Raw genomic sequence first — 23,861 nt, forward strand, 5'->3', positions numbered from 1 at the left:
CACCGTGGCTCCGCGAACCTCCGCGTACGGGAGTGGCCCTGCGGCCGCAGTACTCGGATCGCCATGCACCGAGTCGGAACGGCAACCACAGAAAGCGAGCCACGACGATGCCCGTCATGCGGGATCCGGTAGCAATGTGGGCATCAGCCAGCCCCGGTACCAGCCACGCCAATTGATTCGCCTCCTCCCGCGCCGACCCGGCGGGCACCGGTGGTCGCCGGCGGTGGACCCACCTGGGAGCGCCTTCGCGGAGCGATGGGGCGAGCAGCCGCCTGCCGGGGCCGTGGCCCTGGTCGAGGTGCGGGGCCAGGCCCCACCAACCCCAGACCCACGAGGGACCGGGGGTGGCTGTCGTTCCTGATGGCGGACTAAGAAGAACGTAGCCCCCGCACTCGCCTGACCTGCGGAGATGTAATTCCTGACCCGATCCTGGAATCGGGTTACCCGATCGGGGAGTCGGGTTGGGTCGGTTGTCGACGCGGCAATTGAACCGTTTCTGCGATCGGGACGCTTAGCAATGTGGCAATGTGCTTCTAGCTAAGCAACCCGTCTCGGGAATCGGATCGCTTGGCTCAGAGCAACTCCAGGGGGACGGTCTCATGGCACAGCCCGCACGGCAGATCCTTGCTCTCGTCGACGAGGAGACGGGAGACATCGAGGAGGTCAAACGGGCGAAGTACGCCTTCGGCGGTCCTCATGTCAACGTCGGCATCCGCAAAGGCCGCGAGCTCGCTTCGGCTGCGTCCGGCCTCACCGACCGGCAGTTCCGCGTGCTCGTCTGGTACTGGTTCGCCACCGAGGCACAGCAGGGCCCGGTGGAGATGACCGGCGTGGAAATCGCCGCCGAGCTCGGCATGAGCCCGGACGCACTGAGTAAGACCGTGAAGCTCCTCAAGACCGCCCGCCTCCTGGTCCCGGCCGGAGGAGTGGGTCGTACGACCTTCTACCGGACGACGCCATATCTTGCGTTCATCGGATCGGGCTTCCAGCATCGAGAAGCGGTGAAGGACTGGAATCCGCCGGAGATGCGCGTCGGCACCCCGCGCACAAGCCGCCGCAAGACGAACAAGAAGGAAGCCTCCGAATGAAGATTCACGACAGCGAGGACGTGAACTACCTCCTCAAGCGCACGGGCCGTGTCCTCACCCCGAACCAGCGGCTCGTCGTGATCACCTACGCAGCCGCAGAACAGCGCGCGGACGGCTCCGTGATCGAGAAGGCAACCGTCCTGGCAGAGACCGCCGGCATGAGCGCACCCGTGTTCTCCCGCACGCGCAAGGAACTGGTAGGCCTCGGCTGGCTGGAAGAGGTGCCCGTATCGAAGAGCCTGCGCGTCTACCGTCTGACGCCGGAGATAGAGCGTGAGCGCGACCGGCCCGGGGGGCACCTGCGCGCAGTCGGCGGCTGAACCGGCTCAGAGTTCTCCGTGACGATGGCTCAGCAGCCTCAAGACGGCCTCCGCGCAGGCCCTCGCCGAGGCCGCGCCGGCCATGAAACCGCTGGACTGGCGCAAGACGTTCCTGGGGGACTGACCGCACGCGCCCGGCCCCGTCAGGCGTTGTCGGGCGCAGCAGCCGCCTACCACCTTCCTACTCTCCCGGGGAGACCCGACGCAGCACCGAAGGACGAACGCCATGTCACGCCAAAGCCCGTACCCCGAGCTCGAAGGTCTGCGTCTGCGGATAAGCGGACTGTCGCACCTCAAGCAGAACCTGCTGATGACGTACGCGATCTTCGGCGGGATGGACCACTCGGTGGAGATGACGGCCGCAGAGCTGGCTGAGATCGTCGGCATTCCCCCCTCGCACTTCTCCCGGAGCCGGCGCGAGCTGGAGGCGGAGGGGTGGATGGAGTTCACGCACAAGGTGGGCCAGGTGAAGTTCTTCCGTCTGGGCGCGAAGGCCACCGGTCGGCGCGTGGTCGTTCCGCTGCGGCGGGTCAACGGCTGACGTGCGCCGCCACGGCGTCAGGACGGGGCCGGGGACCGGCTACGGCAGGTCGTCGCGGGAGACCAGGCGGTGTGCCGTGCGCCAGCGGCCGCGGGAGCGGACCAGGGTGTCCTCCATGACGCACACGCGGTGCACCTTCGGGACGCCGTCCGGCGGGGTCATGTACACCAGCGCGTAGGCGCGCGTGCGGACCGTGCCGTCCGGGCGCTGCTGTACGTCGAGCATGCCGAGCCAGTGCCGCAGCCGCTCGCCCGTGCGCCGCGCCACTTCCTCGTTGTGGCGTACGCACGCCGCCAGCGCGGCCCGCCCGCGCACCGGCTCCGGCAGGGTCGGGACGTCGAAGACGGCCTCCTCGGTGAACGTCGCAGCCCACGGTTCGGCCCGGAACGAATCGAAGAGCTGCATCTGGTGCGCGTAGAACTGCTGGACCTCGGCATAGAGGACGCCGAACTCCACCTGCTCCCGCGCGGACCGGTCCATCGCGTCGATCGTCGTGGTCGGGGTCATGCCCGACAGCTTCTGCACCGGACATCGAGCCCGCTTCGAATCCTTCTCAAGCGCCCGGGCCGAGGGTGGGGCACGTCCGATGAGGAGGATGAGGAGGACCCTGCCGTGCCGAGTTCCATCACCTACCCGCAGCTCCCCCTCGACGGGCTGCTGCGCCGGGCCGCCGAGCGCGACCCGGACGGCTGCGCCCTCAGGACCGGTGCGGGCGACCTCACGTTCGCCGAACTCGACTCCCTCGCCGACCGGTTCGCCGCCTGCGCCGGCCACCTCACCGGGCGGCCGGGGGCCCGGATCGGGGTGGCCAACACCCTCGGGCCGGAGTTCCCCGCCGCCTACTACGGAGCCGTCCGCAGTGGCGGCACGGCCGTGCTGGTCAACCCGCTCATCAAGGAGGCGGGGCTGCTGCACGTCTTCTCCGCCGCCGCCGTCGAGGTCGCCTTCGTGCCCGCCGCCACCGCGGAACTGCTCGGCAGGCTGCGCGAACGGCTGCCGGCGCTGCGCGCGGTGGTGGTGGTCGGGCCGGAGGGCGACGGCCTTCCCGGAGCGCTGCCCGGCGGCCTGTCCGCGGCCCCGTTCCCCGTGACCGACCTCGACGCGGACGCGTGCGTCCAGTTCACCACCGGTACGACCGGACGCCCCCGCGGGGTCCGGCTCAGCCACCGCAACCTGGTGGCGAACGCGGCCCAGACCGCCGCCGCGCACCGGCTGGACGGCGGCTCGGTCACCCTCAACCACCTTCCGCTCTTCCACACCATGCACCTGAACTCGGCCGTGTTCGCGGGCGCCGCCCAGGTGCTGTGCACCAGCCCCGACCCGCTGGCCTCCCTCGCGCTGGCCGCCCGTACCGGAGCCACCCACTACTACGGGCTGCCCGCCCGGCTGCACCGGCTCGCCGGCCGGCTCGCGCAGGCCGGCCCGTGGACCGAGGGGGTGCCCGCCGGGCCCGCGCTGACGGCCGTCCTGTCCGGAGGCACCGCGCTCGCGCCCGCCACGGCCGCGGCGCTCTCCGCCCGGCTCGGCGTCCCCGTCGTCCAGGGCTACGGGATGGCCGAACTGTCCCCGCTCTCGCACTGCCAGAGCCCCGACGGAGGCCCGGCCGGCTCCGTCGGCCGGCCCGTGCCCGGCACCGAATGCCGCATCGTGGACCTGGAAGGCCGGCAGCCGCTGGGCGCCCGCGCCACCGGCGAGGTGCAGGTGCGCGGGCCCCAGCTGATGGCCGGATACCTGGATCCGGACGAGGACCCGGGCGTCGACGGCGAAGGCTGGCTGTCCACCGGGGACATCGGGTACGTCGACGAGCACGGCGAGCTGTTCCTCGTCGACCGGATCGGGGACGTCTTCAAGTACGACAACGAACTCGTCTCGCCCACCGCCGTCGAGAGCGTCCTGGCCGAGGACCCGCGGGTGGCCGACTGCGTGGTCACGGGCTGGCCCGACCCCGTCCACGGCGCCGTGACCTGGGCCGGGATCGTGCTGCGCGAGCCCTACGCACCCCGCCTCCTCGACACCCTCGACTCGATCGTCGACGGCGCCAACCGGCGCCTGGCCCGCTTCGAGCGGATCCGCCGCGTCGAGGTCGTCGACGCCGTGCCCCGCACCCCCGTCGGCAAGCCGGAGCGGCGCCGGCTGCGCCAGGCCCTGCACAGCCGGGCCGCCGTCGAAGCCGCCGTCTGAGCCGTTCCGCCGCACGTGCCACAAGCACCGCCCCGAGAGAGAGGGACCGCCATGGTGACGTCCGACCAGACCTCGGTGCTCGTCGTGGGAGCGGGGCCCGTCGGCCTCACCGCCGCCCACGAACTGGCCCGCCGGGGCATCCGCGTACGGCTCGTCGACGCGGCGCCCGCACCCGCCGCGACCAGCCGGGCGGTCGCCGTCCACCCGCGCACCCTGGAGACCTTCGACCAGATGGGCGTGGCCGGGCCCGTGCTGGAGAGCGGCCGCCACAACAAGGCCTTCACCATGTACGCCGGCGGGCGCCGCCTGGTGCGGCTCGAAGCCGACTACTCCTCGATGCCCACCCGCTTCCCCTTCACCGTCGTCATCGAGCAGACCCGCACCGAGGAACTGCTGCGCGACGCCTGCGGACGGCTCGGCGTCACCCCCGAATGGGGAGTGCGGCTGACCGGCCTGCGCCAGGACGAGCACGGGGTGCGGGCCCGCCTGGAGCACGCGGACGGCCGCACGGAGGAGTACGCGACCGGCTGGCTCGTCGGCTGCGACGGCGGCCACAGCACCGTCCGCAAGGAGATCGGACTGGAGCTGATCGGCGAATCCAGCGAGACCTGGGAACTGGCCGACGCCCAGGTCGACTTCGACCTGCCGCCCGACACCATCTACTGGGTGCACACCGGCGGCCAGGCCCTGATGATGGTGCCCTACCTGCGCGACGGCCACTGGCGGCTGCTCGACACCGCGCCCACCGCCCGCGCCGGCACCACCGGCGCCGCTCACGACCTCGAGAGCGCCGAACGCCTCTCCGCCCGGCTCAGCGCGGGCCTCGGCCGCGAGGTCCGCGTCGGCCGGCCCGAGTGGACCTCCGTCTTCACCTTCCAGCAGCGCATGGTCCCCCGTATGCACGAGGGCCGCGTCTTCGTCGCCGGCGACGCGGCGCACGTCCACAGCCCCGCCTCCGGCCAGGGCATGAACACCGGCATCCAGGAGGCGTACAACCTCGCCTGGAAGCTCGCCATGACCGCGCACGGCCGGGCCGGGCGGGCGCTGCTCGATACCTACACGGAGGAACGCGTCCCCGTCGGGCGCAGGCTCCTCGGTTCCACCAAGCAGGCGACCTTCCTCGTCCAGCTCAAGAACAGCCTGGCCGGGGTGATGCTCCCGGCCGTCTTCTCCGTCGTGCGCGGTGCGCCGCCGCTGCGCCGCAGGATCCAGCGCAAGGTCCTCGGCGGGATGTCCGGGCTGCTCCTCGGCTACCCCGACTCCCCGCTGAACGGACCCGGTGACGACGGGCTGCGGGTGCCCGCCGGATCGCGCGCCGCCGCCATCGCGGCCGCCCTGCCCGCCGGCCCTGCGGCCACCGCCCTGCACGCCGAACTCCGCGACATCCGCTGGACCCTGCTCTACGTGCCCGACGGCGACGAGGCGAGCGCCGCCGCCGAGGGCGCCGCCGCCACCGCCCGGGACTGGCTCTCGGTCCGGGCCGTCGGCGCCGGCGCCGGCAGCGCGCCCTGGCCGCTGCCCGACCCGGACGGCGCGCTGCGCGACGCGCTCGGCCTCGCCTCCGGCGGCTGGGTGCTGATCCGCCCCGACGGCTACCTCGCCTCCAGCGGCCGCAGCCTCACCGCGCGACGGCTCGAGGACGCCCTGGCGGTCCTCGGTCCAGCGCTCCTCCACCGCTCCTCGAACGCGTCCCCAGCGGTCCGGGACACGGTCAGGACAACCACCCGAGTCCTGGAGGGACGACGATGACGGCGACGACTGACGACGCGGTGCCCGCCACCCCCGTGGCCCTGGTCACCGGCGCGACCAGCGGGATCGGCCTGGCCGTGGCCCGGGACCTGGGCCGCCGCGGCCACCGGGTGTTCCTCTGCGCCCGCGACCGGGTGGCCGTCAAGCAGACCGTCGAGGACCTGCGCGCCGAAGGCCTGGAAGCCGAGGGCACGGCGGCGGACGTCCGCGTCAAGGAGGACGTCGTCCGGCTCGTCGCGACAGCCGTCGAAACCTTCGGCCCGATCGGTGTCCTGGTCAACAACGCCGGACGCAGCGGCGGCGGCCGCACCGCCGACATCGCCGACGAGCTCTGGTACGACATCATCGACACCAACCTCAACAGCGTGTTCCTGGTGACCCGCGAGGCGCTGCGCAGCGGCGGCCTCGGCACCGGCCCCTACGGCCGCATCATCAACATCGCCTCCACCGCGGGCAAGCAGGGCGTGGTGCTCGGCGCCCCCTACACGGCCTCCAAGCACGCCGTCGTCGGCTTCACCAAGTCCCTCGGCAAGGAACTCGCCACCACCGGCACCACCGTCAACGCGGTCTGCCCGGGATACGTCGAGACGCCGATGGCCGCCCGGGTGCGCGCCGGGTACGCGGGCGCCTGGAACAGGACCGAGGAGGAGGTCATGGCGGAGTTCGAGGCGAAGATCCCGCTGGGCCGCTACTCCACCCCCGAGGAGGTCGCCGCCCTCGTCGGCTACCTGACCACGCCGCTCGCGGCCTCGATCACGGCCCAGGCGCTCAACGTCTGCGGCGGGCTGGGGAACTTCTGATGACCACCTCCCTCCCCGGCACCGGGCGCCTGCACCGCACCTCGCACGCGATCGAGGTCGCCGCCCCCGCGGGCGTGGTCTACGGCCTGATCGCGGACGCCGCCAAGTGGCCGCTGTACTTCCCGCCCAACGTCCACGTGGAGCGCCTCGCCTTCGACGGGGTGCACGAGCACCTCGCCGTATGGGCCACCGCCAACGGCCGGACCACGTCGTGGACCTCCCGCCGCGTCCTGGACGCGGCCGACCGCCGGATCGAGTTCCGCCAGGAGGTCCCCGCCGCCCCGCTGTCGGCGATGACCGGCACCTGGGCCGTGGAGGCGCTGGGCGCCGAACGCTCCCGGCTGACCCTCCTGCACGAGTTCTCCGTGGCCGGCGACCGGGCCGAGGACGTGGACTGGGTGAACCGGGCCACCGACACCAACAGCCGCGCCGAACTGGGCAACATCGCCCGGCTCGGGGAGCGCTGGGGGCGGCTCGACGGCCTGGTGATGTCCTTCGAGGACACCGTCCACGTGGCGGCGCCGCCCGGGGACGTCTACGCCTTCCTGGAGAGGGTCGGCGAGTGGCCGAAGCTGCTCCCGCACGTCTCCCGGCTCGACGTGGCCGAGGAGGGCCCGGTGCAGGTGATGTCGATGGACACGCTGACCGCCGACGGCTCCGCGCACACCACCGAATCGGTGCGCGTCTGCTTCCCCGAGGCCGGCCGCATCGTCTACAAGCAGACCCGCACCCCCGCCCTGATGGAGGCCCACACCGGCTCCTGGACCGTGACCGGCGACGCCCACGGCACCGTCGCCACCGCCCGGCACAGCGTCGTCCTGCGCGAGGACAGCATCACCGCCGTGCTCGGTGAGGACGCCGATCTGCGTGCGGCGCGCGCGTACGTCCGTACGGCCCTGGGCCGCAACAGCACCGCCACGCTCACCTTCGCCAAGCGGTACGCGGAGAGCCTCTAGCAGGCGGTTGCCGGAGGACGGCGGCGGCTCCAGCCGTCCTCCAGTGCGGTCGCCGACGCTCGAAGACCGTACGGGCAACCAACTCGCGGGGGCAGCGATGAGACGCGTGGTCATCACCGGCATCGGGGTCGTCGCCCCGGGCAAGCCCGGTACGAAGGAGTTCTGGTCGCTGCTGACCTCCGGGCGCACGGCCACCCGCACCCTCACCCTCCTCGACCCCGCCCCCTACCGCTCGCAGGTCGCCGCCGAGGCAGACTTCGACCCGCTGGAGCACGGCTTCGGACCGTCGGATGTCCATCGGCTCGACCGGGCGGCGCAGTTCGCCCTGGTCAGCGCACGCGAGGCGCTGGCCGACAGCGGGCCGGCGGGGTCGCTCGATCCCACCCGGTGCGGTGTGACCCTGGGCAGCGCCCTCGGCTGCACCACCGGCCTGGAACGCGAGTACGCAACCGTCAGCGACCGCGGCGGACGGTGGCTCGTGGACCACACCCGGGCCGCCGAGCAGCTCTACGACTACTTCGTGCCCTCCTCGATGGCGGCCGAGGTCGCCCGCGCCGCCGGGGCCCAGGGCCCGGTATCCCTCGTGTCCACCGGCTGCACCTCCGGCCTGGACGCCATCGGGCACGCCGTCGACCTGGTCCGCGAGGGCAGCGCCGACGTGATGGTCACCGGGGCCGCCGAGGCGCCGATCTCGCCCATCAGCCTGGCCTGCTTCGACGCGATCAAGGCGACCACCCCCCGCAACGACGACCCGGCCGGAGCCTCGCGCCCCTTCGACCGCACCCGCAACGGATTCGTGCTCGGCGAGGGCGCGGCCGTCCTCGTCATCGAGGAACTGGAACACGCCCGGCGGCGCGGCGCGCACGTCTACGCCGAGATCGCCGGTTTCGCCTCGCGCAGCAACGCCTACCACATGACGGGACTGCGCCCCGAGGGCACGGAGATGGCCGAGGCGATCCGCCTCGCGCTCGACGAGGCACGGCTGGACCCGGGCGCCGTCGACTACATCAACGCCCACGGCTCCGGCACCAAGCAGAACGACCGGCACGAGACCGACGCCTTCAAACGCAGCCTCGGCGAACGCGCCCACCAGGTGCCCGTCAGCTCGATCAAATCGATGATCGGGCACTCCCTGGGGGCGGTCGGCGCCCTGGAAGTGGCTGCCTGCGCCCTCACCATCGAGCACGGCGTCGTCCCGCCGACCGCGAACCTGCACGAGCCCGACCCGGCCTGCGACCTCGACTACACCCCGCTCACCGCCCGCGAACAGCGCACCGACACCGTCCTCACGGTCGGCAGCGGCTTCGGCGGCTTCCAGAGCGCCATGATCCTGACCCGACCGAGCCTGAAGGCAGCCGTATGAACGCCGTCCTCGCAGCGCCCGCGACCACCGCCGTCATCACCGGGATCGGGGTCGCCGCCCCGGGCGGGCTGGGCACGGAGACCTGGTGGTCCGCCGTCCTGCGCGGCGAGAGCGGCATCGGCCCGGTCACCCGCTTCGACGCCTCCCCCTACCCGGTCCGCATCGCCGGGGAGGTGCCCGGCTTCGTCGACGAGGACCACGTCCCCAGCCGGCTCCTGCCGCAGACCGACCGGGTGACCCGGCTGTCGCTGGCCGCCGCCCAGGAGGCCGTCGACGACTCCGGCGCCGACATCGCCACCCTGCCCCCGTACGCGGCGGGCGTGGTCACCGCGAACTCCTGCGGAGGCTTCGAGTTCGGCCACCGCGAGCTCCAGGCCCTGTGGAGCCAGGGGCCCCAGCACGTCAGCGCGTACCAGTCCTTCGCCTGGTTCTACGCCGTCAACAGCGGCCAGATCTCCATCAGGCACGGGCTGCGCGGCGCCTCCGGCGTCGTCGTCTCCGAACAGGCCGGCGGGCTCGACGCGGTGGCGCACGCCCGCCGCCAGCTCCGCAAGGGAGCCCGGCTCGTGGTGACCGGCGGCCTCGACTCCGCCCTGTGCCCCTGGGGCTGGGCCGCGCACCTCGCGGGCGGCTCCATGAGCACCGTCGCCGACCCCGCCCGGGCCTACCTGCCCTTCGATCCGGACGCCTCGGGCCATGTGGTCGGCGAGGGCGGGGCGCTGCTCGTCATGGAGGACGCCGCGAGCGCGGCCGCCCGCGGCGCCCGCGTCTACGGCAGCCTCGCCGGGCACGCGGCCACCTTCGACGCCTCCCCGCAGGAGCCACGCCTCGCCGACGCCGCGCGCCTCGCGCTCGCCGACGCCGGGATCGGACCGGCCCACGTCGACCTGGTCCTCGCGGACGCCGCGGGCGAACGGGCGGCCGACCGGGCCGAGGCCGAGGCCATCGCCGCCGTCTTCGGCCCCTACGCGGTGCCCGTCACCGCACCCAAGAGCATGGCCGGACGGCTCTCCTCGGGCGGCGCCGCCCTCGACCTGGCGGCCGCCCTGCTCGCCCTGCGCGACCAGGTCATCCCCCCCACCACCGGCACCGTGCGGCCCGCCGCCGACTGCCCCGTGGACCTGGTCACCGGCACCCCGCGCACCGGGCCCGTGCTGCGCACCGCGCTGGTGCTGGCGCGGGGCCGGGGCGGCTTCAACGCGGCGGCCGTCGTCCGCGCCGCCTGACACGACACACGCAACGGAAGAACGGAAGAGAGGCACGTCCATGGGCAAGGAGCAGTTCGAACTGGCGGACCTGGTCAGGCTGCTGCGCGAATGCGCGGGCGAGGCCGAGGGGGCCGACCTCGACGGGGACATCCTCGACACGACGTTCGGGGACCTCGGCTACGACTCGCTGGCGATGCTGGAGACCACCGGCCGGGTGGAGCGCGACCACGCCGTCGTCCTCGACGAGGAGGAGCTCGACGAGGCGTACACCCCGCGCCGCTACCTCGACATGGTCAACCGGGCGCTGGCCGCCTCGCGGGCCGCCGTCTGACCGCCCTCCCGGCCGCCGCCGCACGGACCGGGGGCGGCCGTCGACCCCTCCCCGAACGGTCCTCAAGCGGCCTTCCAGCCACCTTCCGGCGAGCTCGGGCACATTCGTGACCCCAGGGCGAGAGAGGTGGACCGATGTCACTCGAGCGGACACATCACAGGGCTTACACGGTGGACATGGACGCACCCGCCGGCGTGGTGTACGGCCTGATCGCCGACACCACGCAGTGGCCCCTGCTCATGCCTCCGAGCGTGCACGTGGAGCGGCTCGACTTCGACGGGACCGAGGACCGGTTCCAGATGTGGGTCACCGCCAACGGCGAGGTCAAGTCGTGGTTCTCCCGCCGGGCCATGGACCCCGTGGGCCGCACCGTCGAGTTCCGCCAGGAGACCCCCGCGGCGCCCGCGCTCAGCCTGGGCGGCCGCTGGACCGTGCAGGAGCTCGGCGCCGGCCGGACCCGCCTCACCCTCGACCACGACTTCACCGTGGCGGAGGACCGCCCCGACGACGCCGCCTGGGTGGGGCTCGCCACCGACACCAACAGCCGGGCCGAACTCGACCGGATCAAGGAGGCCGCCGAGCGCTGGGAGCGCCTCGACGACCTGGTTCTCACCTTCGAGGACGAGATCAAGGTCCAGGCGCCGCCGGAGCTCGTCTACGACTTCCTCTACCGGGCCGACGCCTGGCCCGCGCACCTGTCCCACGTCACCCGCGCAGAGGTCACCGAGGACGCCCCCGGCATCCAGCACCTCAGCACGGACACCCTCGGCCCCGACGGCGTCCGGCAGACCACCGAATCCGTGCGGATCTGCTTCCCGGCCGCCTACCGGATCGTCCACAAGGAGACCCCGGCCACCCCGCTGTTCGCCGCGCACACCGGCGAGTGGGCGCTGTTCCCCGACGAGACCGGCGTCAGCGCCGTCTCCCGGCACAGCGTCCTGCTGCGCGAGGAAGCGGTCGAAGCGGTCTTCGGCCCCGGCGCGGACCTCGCCGACGCCCGCGCGTACGTCCGCCGGGCGCTCGGCCGCGACAGCACGGCCACCCTGGCCGTCGCCGCACAGCACGCGGAATCCGCAGTCCGCAGCCTCTGACCGGGGAGTTGAGCTCCGCACATGACGACCTCCCTGGCCCCCGCCGGCCCGCACGCCACCCCCGTGGCGCAGCTCGGCGCCCCCGAGGCGGCCGCCCGCGCCGCACGCCTCGAAACGCTCCTCGGCGACCCGCACGACCCGGCCAACCCGCACGGGATCGCGGCCCTCGCCGAAGCCGACGCCCGGCGCACGCCCCCGGCCGCCACCGAGGAACTGCTCGCCGGGACGCGCCTCGGGGCCGAGTTCGTGCCCGCCGGGGAGGGCGGCCGGCTCACCCGCGCCGACCTGCTCGCGCAGGTGCTGCGCCCCGTGTTCCGGCGCGACGTGGCCCTCGGCTTCGGCTACGGCATCACCTCGCTGTTCGCCGCCGCCCCCGTATGGGCCGAGGGCGGCCCCGAGCAGCGCGCGGAGCTCGCGGCGGTGCTGCTGGGCGGGGGCCGGGCGTCGATCGTGCACCACGAGCTCGCGCACGCCAACGGGATCCTGCGCGACGAGTTCACCGCAGAGCCGGTGCCCGCGGGCGGCTACCGGCTCAGCGGCAGCAAGGACGTCATCCTCAACGCGGCCCGCTCCGGGGCGTACGTGGTCTACGCGCGCACCGCCCCGGCCCGCGGCCCGCGCAGCCACTCCGTCTTCCTGCTCGGCACCGACGCCATCGCGGACGCCCGCGCCGCCGGCCGGCTCACGCACCTGCCCCGCGTCCCCATGAACGGCATGCGCGGAGGCCTCTTCTCCGGACTGCGGTTCGAGGACTTCCCGCTGCCCGGCCAGGCCCTGGTCGGTGCCGAGGGCCAGGGCGTGGCCCTGGCGCTGCGCACCTTCCAGGTCAACCGCTGCCTGATCCCGTCCCTGGCCGTCGCCGCGGCGGACACCGTCCTGCACTCCGCCGTACGGGCCGTCACCGAGGGCCGCACCGCCCCCCTGGCCCGGCGCTGGCACAAGCCGCTCGCCGGCGTCTTCGCCGACCTGCTGGCCGCCGACAGCATGGCCACCGTCTCGCTGCGCGCCCTCAGCCTGCTGCCCGAGCACGTCAACGTACTGGCCGCGGCCGTCAAGTACGTCGTACCCGACATGATCCGGGAGGACCTGGAGGAGCTGGCCGGCGTCCTCGGCGGCCACGGATACGTGCGCGGCGACGCCCAGTACGGGGCCCTCGACAAGCTGGTACGCGACCTCCCGGTGGCCGGCCTCGGCCACGCCGGGACCGCCGCCTGCCAGGCCGTCATCGTGCCCCAGCTGCGCACCCTCGCCGAACGCTCCTGGTTCCGCATGCCCGAGCCGCCGCCCGGCCTCTTCGGCGGCGGCGCGCAGCTGCCCGCCCTGGACTACCGGCAGCTGGGCGTCGCCGGGGGCGACGACTTCCTCGCGGCGACCCTCGTCGGCGCCGCCGACCGGCTCGGCGGGGCCCTGGCCCTCGGCGGCCAGATGGCCGCGCTCGCCGAACTCGCCGACGGGTTCGTGGGCGAACTGCGCGACCTGCGCACCCGGTGCGCGGCCCTGCCCGCGGGCCGGGCCACACAGGCCGGCCCCGGAGTGGCGGTGCTCGCAGACCGGTACGCGCTGGTCCTTGCGGCCGCCTCGGTCCTCGGCATCTGGGAGGCGCAGGACGGCTCCGACGCCTTCCTCGCCGACCCGGCGTGGGCGGTGCTCGCCCTCACCCGGATCGGCAGCCGCCTCGGCATCGCCGTGCCCGACCTGCCCGAGGGCTGCCTCGCCCAGGTGCTCGGCGAGCTGACCCGCCGCCACCTCGCGGGCCGCAGCTACGACCTGGACGGGACGGAGCTCATCCGATGAACCCCGTGAACCCCGTGCCCGTGAACCTGGCGGCGGCGCCGCCCGTCCACGTCACCGGCCCCGCCGGACCCTGGGAAGAGGTCTCCGCCGGGCTGGAGTCGCGCGGCAGCGTCGTCGTGTACGCGACCTGGGGGGAGTGGCTGACCGCCGCGCTCGCCGACACCTCGCTGCGCCCGCTGCTCGGCCGGGACTGGCAGCGCTACCGGCGCACGCCCGACGCGGCGGTCCGCTACCGCTTCGTCACCTCGCGCATGGTCGTCAAGTACACGGCGGCCGCAGCCCTGCGCACCGAGCCGGCCGCGCTCGACCTCTCGTACCGGATCGGCGGACGCCCGTACATCCGCGGCATGAGCCAGATCGACCTCAGCCTCAGCCACACCGAGGACCTCATCGCCGTGGGGCTCAGCCGGATCGGCCGGATCGGCGTGGACGTGGAACCGGCCGGCCGGCGGATGTCCTTCGAACTGCTGCGGGACCGCGTGTGCATCCCCTCCGAGGCCGTCGAACTCGGCCGGATGCCCCCGGACCGGCAGGCCGCCGAGATGCTGCGGCTGTGGACCCTCAAGGAGGCCTACACCAAGGCCCTGGGACAGGGGCTGAGGCTGGGATTCACGGAGTTCGGCTTCGGGCTGGCCGACGGCGCGTTCCTCGGGCCGGACGGCCGGCCGGCGGCGGGGGAGGCCTCCTGGTGGTTCGCCACGCACCGCGTGCTGGGGCGGTACCTGCTCAGCACGGCCTGTTCGGACGCGGGACTGGACCCCGCCGGCGACACGGCCGTCGACACGATGTTCGACGAGGGGTTCATGCAAGCCGTGGAGGCCGAACTCGAAGCCGGCTGACACCCCCCGACACCCCCCGGGCCCGACACCCCCGGGCACGACACCCCCCGGGCCCGACACCCCGGGCACCGAGATCCGCGATCCCGACAGGAGAGGAGGAACGAACGCGATGAGCGCCGCTCGCCAGAGCTTCCGCACGGGCACCGGCCCGCGCCCGCTGCCCGTCCCCGCCTCGGCCCTCCAACGGGACCTGCTCCTCGACACCCTGGCCCGCCCGGGCACCGGCGTCCACACCGGGCAGCTGCTGCTGCGCTGGTACGGGCCCCTGGACGCGGACCGGTTCACCGCGGCCTGGCAGGCGCTCCACGACTCCGACGCCGCCCTGCGCACCACGCTCGCCGCTCCCGCGGGCGGGCTCCCCGCCATGGCCGTCCACCCCCGGGTGGAGCCGCGGATCACGTACGCCGACCCGGACGGCGCCGACTGGCACGCCCTCGTCCGGGCCGAGCGGCTGCGCGAGTCCGACCTGCGCCGGCCGGGGCAGCTGCGCATCCTGCTGCTGGAGGAGACCGCGCCGCCCGGGGCCACCCGGATCCTGTTCACCTACCACCACGCCTTCCTCGACGGGCGCAGCGTGCGCGGGCTGCTGCGGGCGTTCCTGCGCGCCTACCTCGCCGACGGCCGCCCGCTGGGCGGCGAGCGGCGGCCCGACGTACGCGACCACGCGCACTGGCTGGCCCGTCAGGACACCTCCGGCGCCCGCGAGTTCTGGGGGCGGGCCGCCCCGCCGCCCGGGGCCGCGACGCTGCCCGCGCTGCGCTCCGCGCGCGCGGGGGAGCCGGACCGGTCCGGCCACGGCTGGAGCCGGGAGCGGCTCACCCGGTCCGAGGCCGAGCGGCTGCGGGCCTGGGCCGCGGGCCGGGGGGCGAGCGAGTCGACGGCCCTGCACCTGGTGTGGGCGCTGCTGCTGTACCGGGCCGCCGCCGACGCGGGGCACCCGGACCCGGTGCCCGTCGCGTTCTCCGCGGCCGTCTCCGGCCGGGGCATCGGCCTCGCCGGAGCCGAGCTGCTCTCCGGCACGCTGCGCAGCTCCCTCCCGCTGTCGCTGCGCCTGCGGGCCTCGACACCGCTGGCGCCGCTGCTGGAGGAGCTCGGCGGGCAGGCGCTGGACCGGGCGGCGTACGAGTGGGTGTCCGCGGGCCAGATCGAGCAGTGGGCGGGCGGGCACCACGCCACGGCGGCCGGGCACCACGGCACGGCGGCCGGGACGCCGCCGGCCGTCGAGTCCCTCGTCGTCTTCGAACCGGGGTACGGGACCGACGCCGCCCTCGGTGCGGTCGGCGCCCTCGCACACGAACTCGCCGCCGAGGGCGTACGGGTGGACGCGCCCGAGGTGATCGAGGGCCACGCCGCCGTGCCCTTCACCCTCGTCGCCCACCACGACTCCCGGGGCGGGCTGGTCCTCACCGGCGTCCACGACCGCGCCGGCCTCCCGGACGCCGCCGCGGCCGCGCTGCTCGCCCAGGCCACCATGCTGCTCAGCGCCCTGCCCGACGGGCGGACCGCACCGGACGTGGCCGGGGCCCTGGGCCTGCTCGACGGCGTACCCGTACCCCTGGCGCGGCCCCGGCAGCCCGCTCCGGCGCGGATCCTGCGGGCCGCCGCCCGGCCCGGGGCGGGCACGATCTGCCTGCTGCCGCCGCCGGGCGCACCGCCCGGCTGCTACGACGGGCTGCCCGAGCTCTACGACGGCCCGCAGGCCCTGGCCACCCTGGGCGCAGGGCCCGGCGGGCAGGACCCGGTCCGGTGCGTGCAGGCCCTGCGGCCCGCGCTCGCGCGCGGCGAACCGGTGCTACTCGGCGGCTTCTCCGGGGCCGGCGACGCCGCCCGGCAGGCCGCCGAACGCGTCGCCGCCCACGGCTGGCCCGCGCCGTCCGTCACGATCGCCGGGGCCGCGGACGGCGGGCCCGGCCCGCTGCGGACGCTGGCCCGTGCGCTGGCGGCGGCCGTGCGCAGCCCGCGCTCCGGGTCCGCCGCAGGGTCCGCCGCCGGCTCCGCCCCCGTGCCCCCGGCGCCGCCGCCGGACCCCTCAGCCCCCTCAGTCCCCTCCGTTCCCAACCACCAGGAGTGACATGTCCCGCCGTCTGTTCACCTCGGAGTCCGTGACCGAGGGTCACCCCGACAAGATCGCCGATCAGATCAGCGACACGATCCTCGACGCGCTCCTCGCCGAGGACCCGGCCTCACGCGTCGCCGTCGAGACCCTCATCACCACCGGGCTCGTGCACATAGCGGGCGAGGTGACGACGAAGGCGTACGCGCCGATCGCCAAGCTCGTCCGCGAGAAGGTCCTGGAGATCGGCTACGACTCCTCGCAGAAGGGCTTCGACGGCGCCTCCTGCGGCGTGTCCGTCTCCATCGGCGCGCAGTCCCCGGACATCGCCCAGGGCGTCGACACGGCTTACGAGAGCCGGGTCGAGGGTGCCGCCACAGGTGAAGAAGGTGACGAGCTCGACAAGCAGGGCGCCGGCGACCAGGGCCTGATGTTCGGCTACGCCACCGACGAGACCCCCGAACTGATGCCGCTCCCCATCCACCTCGCGCACCGGCTCTCCCGCCGGCTCTCCGAGGTCCGCAAGAACGGCACGCTGCCCTACCTGCGCCCGGACGGGAAGACCCAGGTCACCATCGAGTACGACGGCGACACGGCCGTCCGCCTCGACACCGTCGTCGTCTCCTCGCAGCACGCCGCCGACATCGACCTGGAGGGGCTGCTGGCCCCCGACGTCCAGGAGCACGTGGTCGAGTACGTACTGGCCCAGCTCGCCGAGGACGGCATCAAGCTCCAGACCGAGGGCTACCGCCTGCTGGTCAACCCGACCGGGCGCTTCGAGATCGGCGGCCCGATGGGCGACGCCGGCCTCACCGGCCGCAAGATCATCATCGACACGTACGGCGGCATGGCCCGCCACGGCGGCGGCGCCTTCTCCGGCAAGGACCCGTCGAAGGTGGACCGTTCCGCCGCCTACGCGATGCGCTGGGTCGCCAAGAACATCGTCGCCGCCGGACTGGCCCGCCGCGCCGAGGTCCAGGTCGCGTACGCCATCGGCAAGGCCGAGCCCGTCGGTCTCTTCGTGGAGACCTTCGGCAGCGAGACCGTCCCCGTCGCGGAGATCCAGCGGGCGGTCACCGAGGTCTTCGACCTGCGCCCGGCCGCGATCATCCGCGACCTCGACCTGCTCCGCCCGATCTACGCCCAGACCGCCGCCTACGGCCACTTCGGCCGCGAGCTGCCGGACTTCACCTGGGAGCGCACCGACCGCGCCGAGGCCCTCAAGGCCGCCGCCGCCCGCTGACCGCTCCTCCCGCCCACGTCCTCCCCTCCCTCCTCCCGCCGCCCCACCCGCCGACAGCGAGAGCCCGGCCCAACCCGCCCCAGGAGACCCCGTGCGTATTGCGGTGACAGGATCCATCGCGACGGATCACCTCATGGCCTTTCCGGGCCGGTTCGTCGACCAGCTCCTCCCCGACCAGCTGGAACACGTCTCGCTGTCCTTCCTCGTCGACTCGCTGGAGGTCCGGCGGGGCGGGGTGGCGGCCAACATCTCCTACGGCCTCGGAGTGCTCGGGCTCACCCCGCTGCTCGTCGGGGCCGTGGGACCGGACTTCGGCGAGTACGAGGTCTGGCTCAAGGAACACGGTGTGGACACCGGCGGAGTGCACGTCTCCGCCGGCCACCAGACCGCCCGCTTCATGTGCATGACCGACCAGGACTCCAACCAGATCGCCTCCTTCTACGCGGGAGCGATGGCGGAGGCCGCAGACATCGACCTGCGCGCGCTCGTCGCCTCCGGCGGCCCCCTGGACCTGGTCCTCGTATCCCCCAACGACCCGGCCGCGATGGTCCGCCATACCGAGGAATGCCGCGCCCTGGGCATCCCCTTCGCCGCCGACCCCTCCCAGCAGCTCGCCCGGCTCTCCGGCGACGAGGTGCGCAGCCTGGTCGACGGCGCCCGCTGGCTCTTCACGAACGAGTACGAGTCCGCGCTGCTGCGCGAACGCGCCGAGTGGACGGCCGAGGACGTGCTCGCCCGCGTCGGCACCTGGGTCACCACCCTCGGCTCGAAGGGCGTGCGCATCGAACGCCAGGGCGCCCCGGCCATCGTCGTGGACGCCGTCCCCGACGTACCCGCCGAGGACCCGACCGGCGTCGGGGACGCCTTCCGCTCCGGCTTCCTCGCCGCTACAGCCAAGGACCTGCCGCTGGAGGCCGCCGCCCGGCTCGGCTGCGCGATGGCCGCCCTGGTGCTGCGGGCCGTCGGCTCGCAGGCGTACGAAGCAGACCCGGCCGCACTGCTGCGCACCGTACGGACGGTGTACGGAACCGGCGCCGCGCAGCAGCTCGAAGCCGTACTGGACCCGCAGGGAGGCACCTCATGAACAGGGTCGACGCACTGCGCGAGGCCTTCGCCACGCGTGTGGTCGTCGCCGACGGGGCGATGGGAACGATGCTCCAGGCCCAGGACCCCTCGATGGACGACTTCCAGCAGCTGGAGGGGTGCAACGAGGTCCTGAGCGTGACGCGGCCCGACATCGTGCGCTCGGTGCACGAGGCGTACTTCTCGGCCGGGGTGGACTGCGTCTCGACGAACAGCTTCGGCGGCAACCTGTCGGCCCTGGCCGAGTACGACATCGCCGACCGCAATTTCGAGCTGAACGAGGCCAGTGCGCGCATCGCCCGCGAGGTGGCCGACGAGTTCAGCACCTCCACCGGCCGTCAGCGGTGGGTCCTGGGCTCGATGGGCCCGGGGACCAAGCTGCCCACGCTCGGCCACGTCGCGTACACGGAACTGCGTGACGCGTACCAGACGAACGCCGAGGGCCTGCTCTCCGGCGGCGCCGACGCGCTCGTCGTGGAGACCTGCCAGGACCTGCTCCAGGCCAAGTCGGGGATCATCGGCGCCCGCCGGGCCATGGACCGGCTCGGTATCGACGTCCCGCTGATCTGCTCGGTGACGGTCGAGACGACCGGCACCATGCTGCTCGGCTCGGAGATCGGCGCGGCGCTGACCGCGCTGGAGACCCTCGGCATCGACATGATCGGCCTGAACTGCGCCACGGGCCCCGCGGAGATGCGTGAACACCTGCGCTATCTGGCGCGCCATTCCCGCCTGCCGCTGTCGTGCATGCCGAACGCCGGCCTGCCGGTGCTGGCCAAGGACGGCGCCTACTATCCGCTGACCCCCGCCGAGCTGGCCGACGCCCAGGAGACGTTCGTCGAGGAGTACGGGCTGTCGCTCGTGGGCGGCTGCTGCGGTACGACCCCGGAGCACCTGGGGCAGCTGGTGGAGCGGGTGCGCGGCGCGGCCGTCACCGAGCGCAGCCCGCAGCGGGAGCCGGGTGCGGCGTCGCTGTACCAGACGGTGCCGTTCCGGCAGGACACCTCGTACATGGCGATCGGTGAGCGGACGAACGCCAACGGGTCGAAGAAGTTCCGCGAGGCGATGCTGGAGGCGCGCTGGGACGACTGCGTGGAGATGGCGCGCGATCAGATCCGTGAGGGCGCGCACATGCTCGACCTGTGCGTGGACTATGTGGGCCGTGACGGTGTCGCGGACATGGCAGAGATTGCGGGTCGCTTCGCCACGGCTTCGACGCTGCCGATCGTCCTGGACTCGACCGAGGTCCCGGTGATCCAGGCGGGTCTGGAGAAGCTGGGTGGTCGTGCGGTCATCAACTCGGTGAACTACGAGGACGGTGACGGCCCGGAGTCGCGTTTCGCGAAGGTGACGCGGCTGGCGCAGGAGCACGGTGCGGCGCTGATCGCGCTGACCATCGACGAGCAGGGCCAGGCGCGGACGGTCGAGCACAAGGTCGCGATCGCCGAGCGGCTCATCGAGGACCTGACGTCGAACTGGGGGATTCGTGAGTCGGACATCCTCATCGACACCCTGACCTTCACGATCTGCACCGGTCAGGAGGAGTCGCGCAAGGACGGCATCGCCACGATCGAGGCGATCCGCGACCTCAAGCGCCGCCACCCGGACGTCCAGACGACGCTGGGTCTGTCGAACATCTCCTTCGGCCTCAACCCGGCGGCCCGTGTGCTGCTGAATTCGGTCTTCCTGGACGAGTGCGTCAAGGCGGGTCTGGATTCGGCGATCGTCCACGCCTCGAAGATCCTCCCGATCGCCCGTTTCGACGAGGAGCAGGTCAACACCGCCCTGGACCTGATCTACGACCGCCGTGAGGGCGACTACGACCCGCTGCAGAAGCTGATGGCGCTCTTCGAGGGCGTCAACACCAAGTCCCTCAAGGCCGGACGGGCCGAAGAGCTCCTGGCCCTGCCGCTGGAGGAGCGTCTGCAGCGCCGCATCATCGACGGTGAGAAGAACGGCCTGGAGGCCGATCTCGACGAGGCCCTGCGCGAACGCCCCGCCCTGAACATCGTCAACGACACCCTGCTGGAGGGCATGAAGGTCGTCGGCGAGCTGTTCGGGTCCGGGCAGATGCAGCTGCCGTTCGTGCTCCAGTCCGCGGAGGTGATGAAGACCGCGGTGGCCTACCTGGAGCCGCACATGGAGAAGTCCGACGCGGAGGGCAAGGGCACCATTGTCCTGGCGACCGTCCGCGGCGACGTGCACGACATCGGCAAGAACCTCGTCGACATCATCCTCACCAACAACGGCTACAACGTCGTGAACATCGGCATCAAGCAGCCGGTCTCGGCGATCCTCGAAGCCGCGCAGGAGCACAAGGCCGACGTGATCGGCATGTCGGGCCTGCTGGTGAAGTCGACCGTGATCATGAAGGAGAACCTTCAGGAGCTCAACCAGCGCAAGCTGGCGGCCGACTACCCCGTGATCCTCGGCGGCGCGGCCCTGACCCGCGCCTACGTCGAGCAGGACCTCCACGAGATCTACGAGGGCGAGGTCCGCTACGCCCGCGACGCCTTCGAGGGCCTGCGCCTCATGGACGCGCTGATGGGCGTCAAACGCGGGGTCCCCGGGGCCGTTCTCCCCGCTCTCAAGCAGCGCCGCGTCGCCAAGCGCGACACGGCCGCCCTCCAGGTGGCGGAGCCCGAGCCGGGGGGCCGTTCGGACGTGGCCGTGGACAACCCGGTGCCCGCACCGCCGTTCTGGGGCACCCGTGTCGTCAGGGGCATCCCTCTCAAGGAGTACGCCTCCTGGCTCGACGAGACCGCCCTGTTCAAGGGCCAGTGGGGGCTGAAGGACGCCGGCACCATCGAGTCGGACGGCAGGCCCCGGCTGCGCGGCTGGCTCGACCGGCTGCACACCGACGGGCTGCTCGAAGCGGCCGTCGTGCACGGGTACTTCCCCTGCGTCTCCAAGGGCGAGGACCTGATCATCCTGGACGACAACGGCTCCGAGCGGACCCGCTTCACCTTCCCCCGCCAGGGCCGCGGCCGCCGCCTGTGCCTCGCCGACTTCTTCCGCCCGGAGGACTCCGGCGAGACCGACGTCGTCGGCCTCCAGGTCGTCACCGTCGGCTCCAGGATCGGCGAGGAGACGGCCCGGCTCTTCGCCGCCGACGCCTACCGCGAGTACATGGAGCTGCACGGCCTCTCCGTCCAGCTCGCCGAGGCCCTGGCCGAGTACTGGCACGCCCGCGTCCGTACCGAACTGGGCATCGCCGGATCCGATCCGGCGTCCATGGCCGGCATGTTCCGCACCGAGTACCAGGGCTGCCGCTACTCCCTCGGCTACCCCGCCTGCCCCGATCTGGAGGACCGCGCGAAGATCGCCGAGCTGCTCCGGCCCGAGCGGATCGGCGTACAGCTCTCGGAGGAGTTCCAGCTCCACCCCGAGCAGTCCACCGACGCCATCGTCATCCACCACCCCGAAGCCTCGTACTTCAACGCGCGCTGACGTACGGAAAGGACCGAGCATGGGAGCCCTCCTCACCGAGCACCCGGCGCTCTCGCCCCCGGCGACCGCGCCCGCGAGCACCCCCGCGACCCCGTCCACACCCGCCGCCGTGCCCGCGGCCCGTCCCGACGTGCGCGAGCTGCTGGCCAGCGGACGGCGTTCGTTCTCCTTCGAGTTCTTCCCGCCGAAGACGGAGGCGGGGGAGCGCACGCTCTGGAAGGCGATCCGGCGCATCGAGGCGCTCTCGCCCTCCTTCGTCTCCGTCACGTACGGCGCGGGGGGCTCCTCCCGCGACCGTACGGTCGAGGTCACCAAGCGGATCGCGGCGGAGACCACGCTGCGCCCCGTGGCCCACCTGACGGCGGTCGGGCACTCGGTCGCCGAGCTGCGGCACATCATCGGTCAGTACGCCGACGCCGGGATCCGTGACGTCCTCGCCCTGCGCGGTGACCCGCCCGGCGACCCGAAGGGGGTGTGGACCCCGCACCCGGACGGCTTCACGCACGCGCACGAACTCGTCAGCCTCATCCGCAGGCTGGGCGACTTCACCGTGGGCGTGGCCGCCTTCCCCGAGCGCCACCCGCGTTCACCGGGCTGGACCGAGGACATCCGGCACTTCGCCGCCAAGTGCCGGGCGGGCGCCGACTACGCGATCACGCAGATGTTCTTCCAGGTGGAGGACTACCTGCGGCTGCGCGACCGGCTGGCCGCCGTCGGCTGTCTCACCCCGGTGATCCCCGAGATCATGCCCGCCACGGACGTACGGCAGATCAGCCGCTTCGCCGAGCTGAGCGACGCCCACTTCCCCGAACACCTCGCCGGCCGCCTGGAGGCGGTACGGGGCGACGCGGCCGCCGGCCACGCCATCGGGGTGGAGTACGCGACCGTCATGGCCGAGCGGCTGCTGGCCGAGGGCGCGCCCGGCCTGCACTACATCACCCTCAACCGCTCCACGGCGACCCGAGAGATCCACCAGAACCTGAACGTCAACTGACGCTGCACGCTGCCGCCCACACACCGGAGTAGTCCATGCCCAGCCAGTCCACCGACACCGCCGCCACCGCCGAGTTCACCGACTACAAGGTCGCCGACATCTCCCTCGCCGCCTTCGGCCGCAAGGAGATCACCCTGGCCGAGCACGAGATGCCCGGTCTGATGTCGATCCGGCGGGAGTACGCGGCGTCGCAGCCGCTGGCCGGCGCCCGTATCACCGGCTCCCTGCACATGACCGTGCAGACGGCCGTGCTCATCGAGACCCTCGTCGCCCTCGGCGCCGACGTCCGCTGGGTGTCCTGCAACATCTACTCGACGCAGGACCACGCGGCCGCGGCCATAGCCGCCGCGGGCATCCCCGTCTTCGCCTGGAAGGGCGAGACGCTGGAGGAGTACTGGTGGTGCACCGAGCAGGCGCTGACCTGGCCGGGCCACGCGGGCCCGAACATGATCCTCGACGACGGTGGTGACGCCACCCTCCTCGTCCACAAGGGCGTCGAGTTCGAGAAGGCCGGCTCCGTTCCGGACCCGTCCACCGCGGACAACGAGGAGTACGCGCTCGTCCTCGGCCTCCTGCAGAAGAGCACCATCGACTGGGTCACCCTCGCCGACGGCATCCGCGGTGTCACGGAGGAGACCACCACCGGTGTCCACCGCCTGTACGAGATGCACAAGGAAGGCGCCCTGCTCTTCCCGGCGATCAACGTGAACGACGCCGTGACGAAGTCGAAGTTCGACAACAAGTACGGCTGCCGCCACTCCCTGATCGACGGCATCA

At 73.1% G+C, this 23,861-nt stretch carries 20 protein-coding genes; 19 read left to right on the forward strand and 1 reads right to left on the reverse strand.

Annotation, left to right across the window (positions count from 1 at the left end):
- Positions 1 to 599 precede the first annotated feature (599 nt).
- The 3 genes from ACZ6Y1_RS33700 (at position 600) to ACZ6Y1_RS33710 (ending at position 1,949) form a co-directional block, all read left to right on the forward strand.
- A complete protein-coding gene (locus ACZ6Y1_RS33700) occupies positions 600 to 1,088 on the forward strand; it encodes a MarR family transcriptional regulator (RefSeq protein WP_469638986.1) in 489 nt (162 codons plus the stop codon).
- Positions 1,085 to 1,408 (forward strand): replication initiation protein, RepL2, encoded by a 324-nt coding sequence (locus tag ACZ6Y1_RS33705; RefSeq protein WP_469638989.1) that lies wholly within the window; start codon positions 1,085 to 1,087, stop codon positions 1,406 to 1,408. The genes ACZ6Y1_RS33700 and ACZ6Y1_RS33705 overlap by 4 nt, the downstream gene beginning before the upstream one ends.
- Before the next feature lie 226 nt (positions 1,409 to 1,634).
- Positions 1,635 to 1,949, forward strand: a complete 315-nt coding sequence (locus ACZ6Y1_RS33710) for a hypothetical protein (RefSeq protein ID WP_469638993.1) — start codon at positions 1,635 to 1,637, stop codon at positions 1,947 to 1,949.
- Between the two features lie 39 nt (positions 1,950 to 1,988).
- Here the strand turns inward: ACZ6Y1_RS33710 and ACZ6Y1_RS33715 are convergent, their stop codons facing one another.
- Positions 1,989 to 2,456, reverse strand: coding sequence for a nuclear transport factor 2 family protein (locus ACZ6Y1_RS33715; RefSeq protein WP_469638996.1), 468 nt, complete (start codon positions 2,454 to 2,456; stop codon positions 1,989 to 1,991).
- 105 nt (positions 2,457 to 2,561) lie between these two features.
- Between ACZ6Y1_RS33715 and ACZ6Y1_RS33720 the strand changes: the two genes are divergently transcribed.
- The 16 genes from ACZ6Y1_RS33720 to ACZ6Y1_RS33795 form a co-directional block, all read left to right on the forward strand.
- Positions 2,562 to 4,130: a class I adenylate-forming enzyme family protein gene (locus ACZ6Y1_RS33720; protein WP_469638999.1), complete on the forward strand. Its 1,569-nt coding sequence runs from the start codon at positions 2,562 to 2,564 to the stop codon at positions 4,128 to 4,130.
- A gap of 51 nt (positions 4,131 to 4,181) precedes the next feature.
- Positions 4,182 to 5,879, forward strand: a complete 1,698-nt coding sequence (locus ACZ6Y1_RS33725; RefSeq protein WP_469639002.1) for an FAD-dependent oxidoreductase — start codon at positions 4,182 to 4,184, stop codon at positions 5,877 to 5,879.
- The gene (locus tag ACZ6Y1_RS33730; protein ID WP_469639006.1) at positions 5,876 to 6,679 is read left to right on the forward strand and encodes an SDR family NAD(P)-dependent oxidoreductase; all 804 of its coding nucleotides are present in this window, start codon (positions 5,876 to 5,878) and stop codon (positions 6,677 to 6,679) included. The genes ACZ6Y1_RS33725 and ACZ6Y1_RS33730 overlap by 4 nt, the downstream gene beginning before the upstream one ends.
- Positions 6,679 to 7,635, forward strand: coding sequence for an aromatase/cyclase (locus ACZ6Y1_RS33735; RefSeq protein ID WP_469639009.1), 957 nt, complete (start codon positions 6,679 to 6,681; stop codon positions 7,633 to 7,635). Before ACZ6Y1_RS33730 ends, ACZ6Y1_RS33735 begins: the two co-directional genes overlap by 1 nt.
- A 97-nt stretch (positions 7,636 to 7,732) precedes the next feature.
- Positions 7,733 to 8,998 carry a beta-ketoacyl-[acyl-carrier-protein] synthase family protein gene (locus tag ACZ6Y1_RS33740; RefSeq protein ID WP_469639012.1) on the forward strand — a complete coding sequence of 422 codons (1,266 nt, stop codon included), beginning with the start codon at positions 7,733 to 7,735 and terminating at the stop codon, positions 8,996 to 8,998.
- Positions 8,995 to 10,224 (forward strand): ketosynthase chain-length factor, encoded by a 1,230-nt coding sequence (locus ACZ6Y1_RS33745; protein WP_469639016.1) that lies wholly within the window; start codon positions 8,995 to 8,997, stop codon positions 10,222 to 10,224. Before ACZ6Y1_RS33740 ends, ACZ6Y1_RS33745 begins: the two co-directional genes overlap by 4 nt.
- A 40-nt stretch (positions 10,225 to 10,264) precedes the next feature.
- Positions 10,265 to 10,537, forward strand: a complete 273-nt coding sequence (locus tag ACZ6Y1_RS33750) for an acyl carrier protein (protein ID WP_469639019.1) — start codon at positions 10,265 to 10,267, stop codon at positions 10,535 to 10,537.
- Between the two features lie 176 nt (positions 10,538 to 10,713).
- A complete protein-coding gene (locus ACZ6Y1_RS33755) occupies positions 10,714 to 11,628 on the forward strand; it encodes an aromatase/cyclase (protein WP_469639022.1) in 915 nt (304 codons plus the stop codon).
- A 21-nt stretch (positions 11,629 to 11,649) separates the two neighbouring features.
- On the forward strand, positions 11,650 to 13,422 hold the full coding sequence (locus ACZ6Y1_RS33760) for an acyl-CoA dehydrogenase (RefSeq protein ID WP_469639025.1): 1,773 nt from the start codon (positions 11,650 to 11,652) through the stop codon (positions 13,420 to 13,422).
- Complete coding sequence (locus ACZ6Y1_RS33765; RefSeq protein WP_469639028.1) at positions 13,419 to 14,261, forward strand: 4'-phosphopantetheinyl transferase family protein; 843 nt, start codon at positions 13,419 to 13,421, stop codon at positions 14,259 to 14,261. The genes ACZ6Y1_RS33760 and ACZ6Y1_RS33765 overlap by 4 nt, the downstream gene beginning before the upstream one ends.
- A 109-nt stretch (positions 14,262 to 14,370) precedes the next feature.
- Positions 14,371 to 16,332, forward strand: a complete 1,962-nt coding sequence (locus ACZ6Y1_RS33770) for a condensation domain-containing protein (RefSeq protein ID WP_469639031.1) — start codon at positions 14,371 to 14,373, stop codon at positions 16,330 to 16,332.
- Between the two features lies 1 nt (position 16,333).
- The gene (gene metK / locus ACZ6Y1_RS33775; protein WP_469639034.1) at positions 16,334 to 17,557 is read left to right on the forward strand and encodes a methionine adenosyltransferase; all 1,224 of its coding nucleotides are present in this window, start codon (positions 16,334 to 16,336) and stop codon (positions 17,555 to 17,557) included.
- A 91-nt stretch (positions 17,558 to 17,648) separates the two neighbouring features.
- On the forward strand, positions 17,649 to 18,641 hold the full coding sequence (locus ACZ6Y1_RS33780; RefSeq protein ID WP_469639037.1) for a carbohydrate kinase family protein: 993 nt from the start codon (positions 17,649 to 17,651) through the stop codon (positions 18,639 to 18,641).
- Positions 18,638 to 22,090: a methionine synthase gene (gene metH / locus ACZ6Y1_RS33785; RefSeq protein ID WP_469639041.1), complete on the forward strand. Its 3,453-nt coding sequence runs from the start codon at positions 18,638 to 18,640 to the stop codon at positions 22,088 to 22,090. The genes ACZ6Y1_RS33780 and metH overlap by 4 nt, the downstream gene beginning before the upstream one ends.
- Positions 22,091 to 22,109: 19 nt before the next feature.
- Positions 22,110 to 23,084, forward strand: coding sequence for a methylenetetrahydrofolate reductase [NAD(P)H] (metF, locus tag ACZ6Y1_RS33790; RefSeq protein ID WP_469639044.1), 975 nt, complete (start codon positions 22,110 to 22,112; stop codon positions 23,082 to 23,084).
- A 35-nt stretch (positions 23,085 to 23,119) separates the two neighbouring features.
- On the forward strand, positions 23,120 to 23,861 hold a 742-nt coding region (locus tag ACZ6Y1_RS33795; RefSeq protein WP_469639047.1), incomplete at its 3' end, for an adenosylhomocysteinase.

The organism is Streptomyces sp. NPDC053432 (assembly GCF_055585365.1).

What these genes read in the sequence shown, in the direction of transcription:
- ACZ6Y1_RS33735 (WP_469639009.1), top strand. Translation starts at nt 6,679, where the DNA reads ATGACCACCTCCCTCCCCGGCACCGGGCGCCTGCACCGCACCTCGCAC.
- ACZ6Y1_RS33770 (WP_469639031.1), top strand. Translation starts at nt 14,371, where the DNA reads ATGAGCGCCGCTCGCCAGAGCTTCCGCACGGGCACCGGCCCGCGCCCG.
- metK (WP_469639034.1), top strand. Translation starts at nt 16,334, where the DNA reads ATGTCCCGCCGTCTGTTCACCTCGGAGTCCGTGACCGAGGGTCACCCC.
- metF (WP_469639044.1), top strand. Translation starts at nt 22,110, where the DNA reads ATGGGAGCCCTCCTCACCGAGCACCCGGCGCTCTCGCCCCCGGCGACC.
- ACZ6Y1_RS33725 (WP_469639002.1), top strand. Translation starts at nt 4,182, where the DNA reads ATGGTGACGTCCGACCAGACCTCGGTGCTCGTCGTGGGAGCGGGGCCC.
- ACZ6Y1_RS33705 (WP_469638989.1), top strand. Translation starts at nt 1,085, where the DNA reads ATGAAGATTCACGACAGCGAGGACGTGAACTACCTCCTCAAGCGCACG.
- ACZ6Y1_RS33755 (WP_469639022.1), top strand. Translation starts at nt 10,714, where the DNA reads ATGGACGCACCCGCCGGCGTGGTGTACGGCCTGATCGCCGACACCACG.
- ACZ6Y1_RS33750 (WP_469639019.1), top strand. Translation starts at nt 10,265, where the DNA reads ATGGGCAAGGAGCAGTTCGAACTGGCGGACCTGGTCAGGCTGCTGCGC.
- ACZ6Y1_RS33710 (WP_469638993.1), top strand. Translation starts at nt 1,635, where the DNA reads ATGTCACGCCAAAGCCCGTACCCCGAGCTCGAAGGTCTGCGTCTGCGG.
- ACZ6Y1_RS33730 (WP_469639006.1), top strand. Translation starts at nt 5,876, where the DNA reads ATGACGGCGACGACTGACGACGCGGTGCCCGCCACCCCCGTGGCCCTG.
- ACZ6Y1_RS33740 (WP_469639012.1), top strand. Translation starts at nt 7,733, where the DNA reads ATGAGACGCGTGGTCATCACCGGCATCGGGGTCGTCGCCCCGGGCAAG.
- ACZ6Y1_RS33715 (WP_469638996.1), bottom strand. Translation starts at nt 2,456, where the DNA reads ATGACCCCGACCACGACGATCGACGCGATGGACCGGTCCGCGCGGGAG.
- ACZ6Y1_RS33745 (WP_469639016.1), top strand. Translation starts at nt 8,995, where the DNA reads ATGAACGCCGTCCTCGCAGCGCCCGCGACCACCGCCGTCATCACCGGG.
- metH (WP_469639041.1), top strand. Translation starts at nt 18,638, where the DNA reads ATGAACAGGGTCGACGCACTGCGCGAGGCCTTCGCCACGCGTGTGGTC.
- ACZ6Y1_RS33765 (WP_469639028.1), top strand. Translation starts at nt 13,419, where the DNA reads ATGAACCCCGTGAACCCCGTGCCCGTGAACCTGGCGGCGGCGCCGCCC.
- ACZ6Y1_RS33760 (WP_469639025.1), top strand. Translation starts at nt 11,650, where the DNA reads ATGACGACCTCCCTGGCCCCCGCCGGCCCGCACGCCACCCCCGTGGCG.
- ACZ6Y1_RS33700 (WP_469638986.1), top strand. Translation starts at nt 600, where the DNA reads ATGGCACAGCCCGCACGGCAGATCCTTGCTCTCGTCGACGAGGAGACG.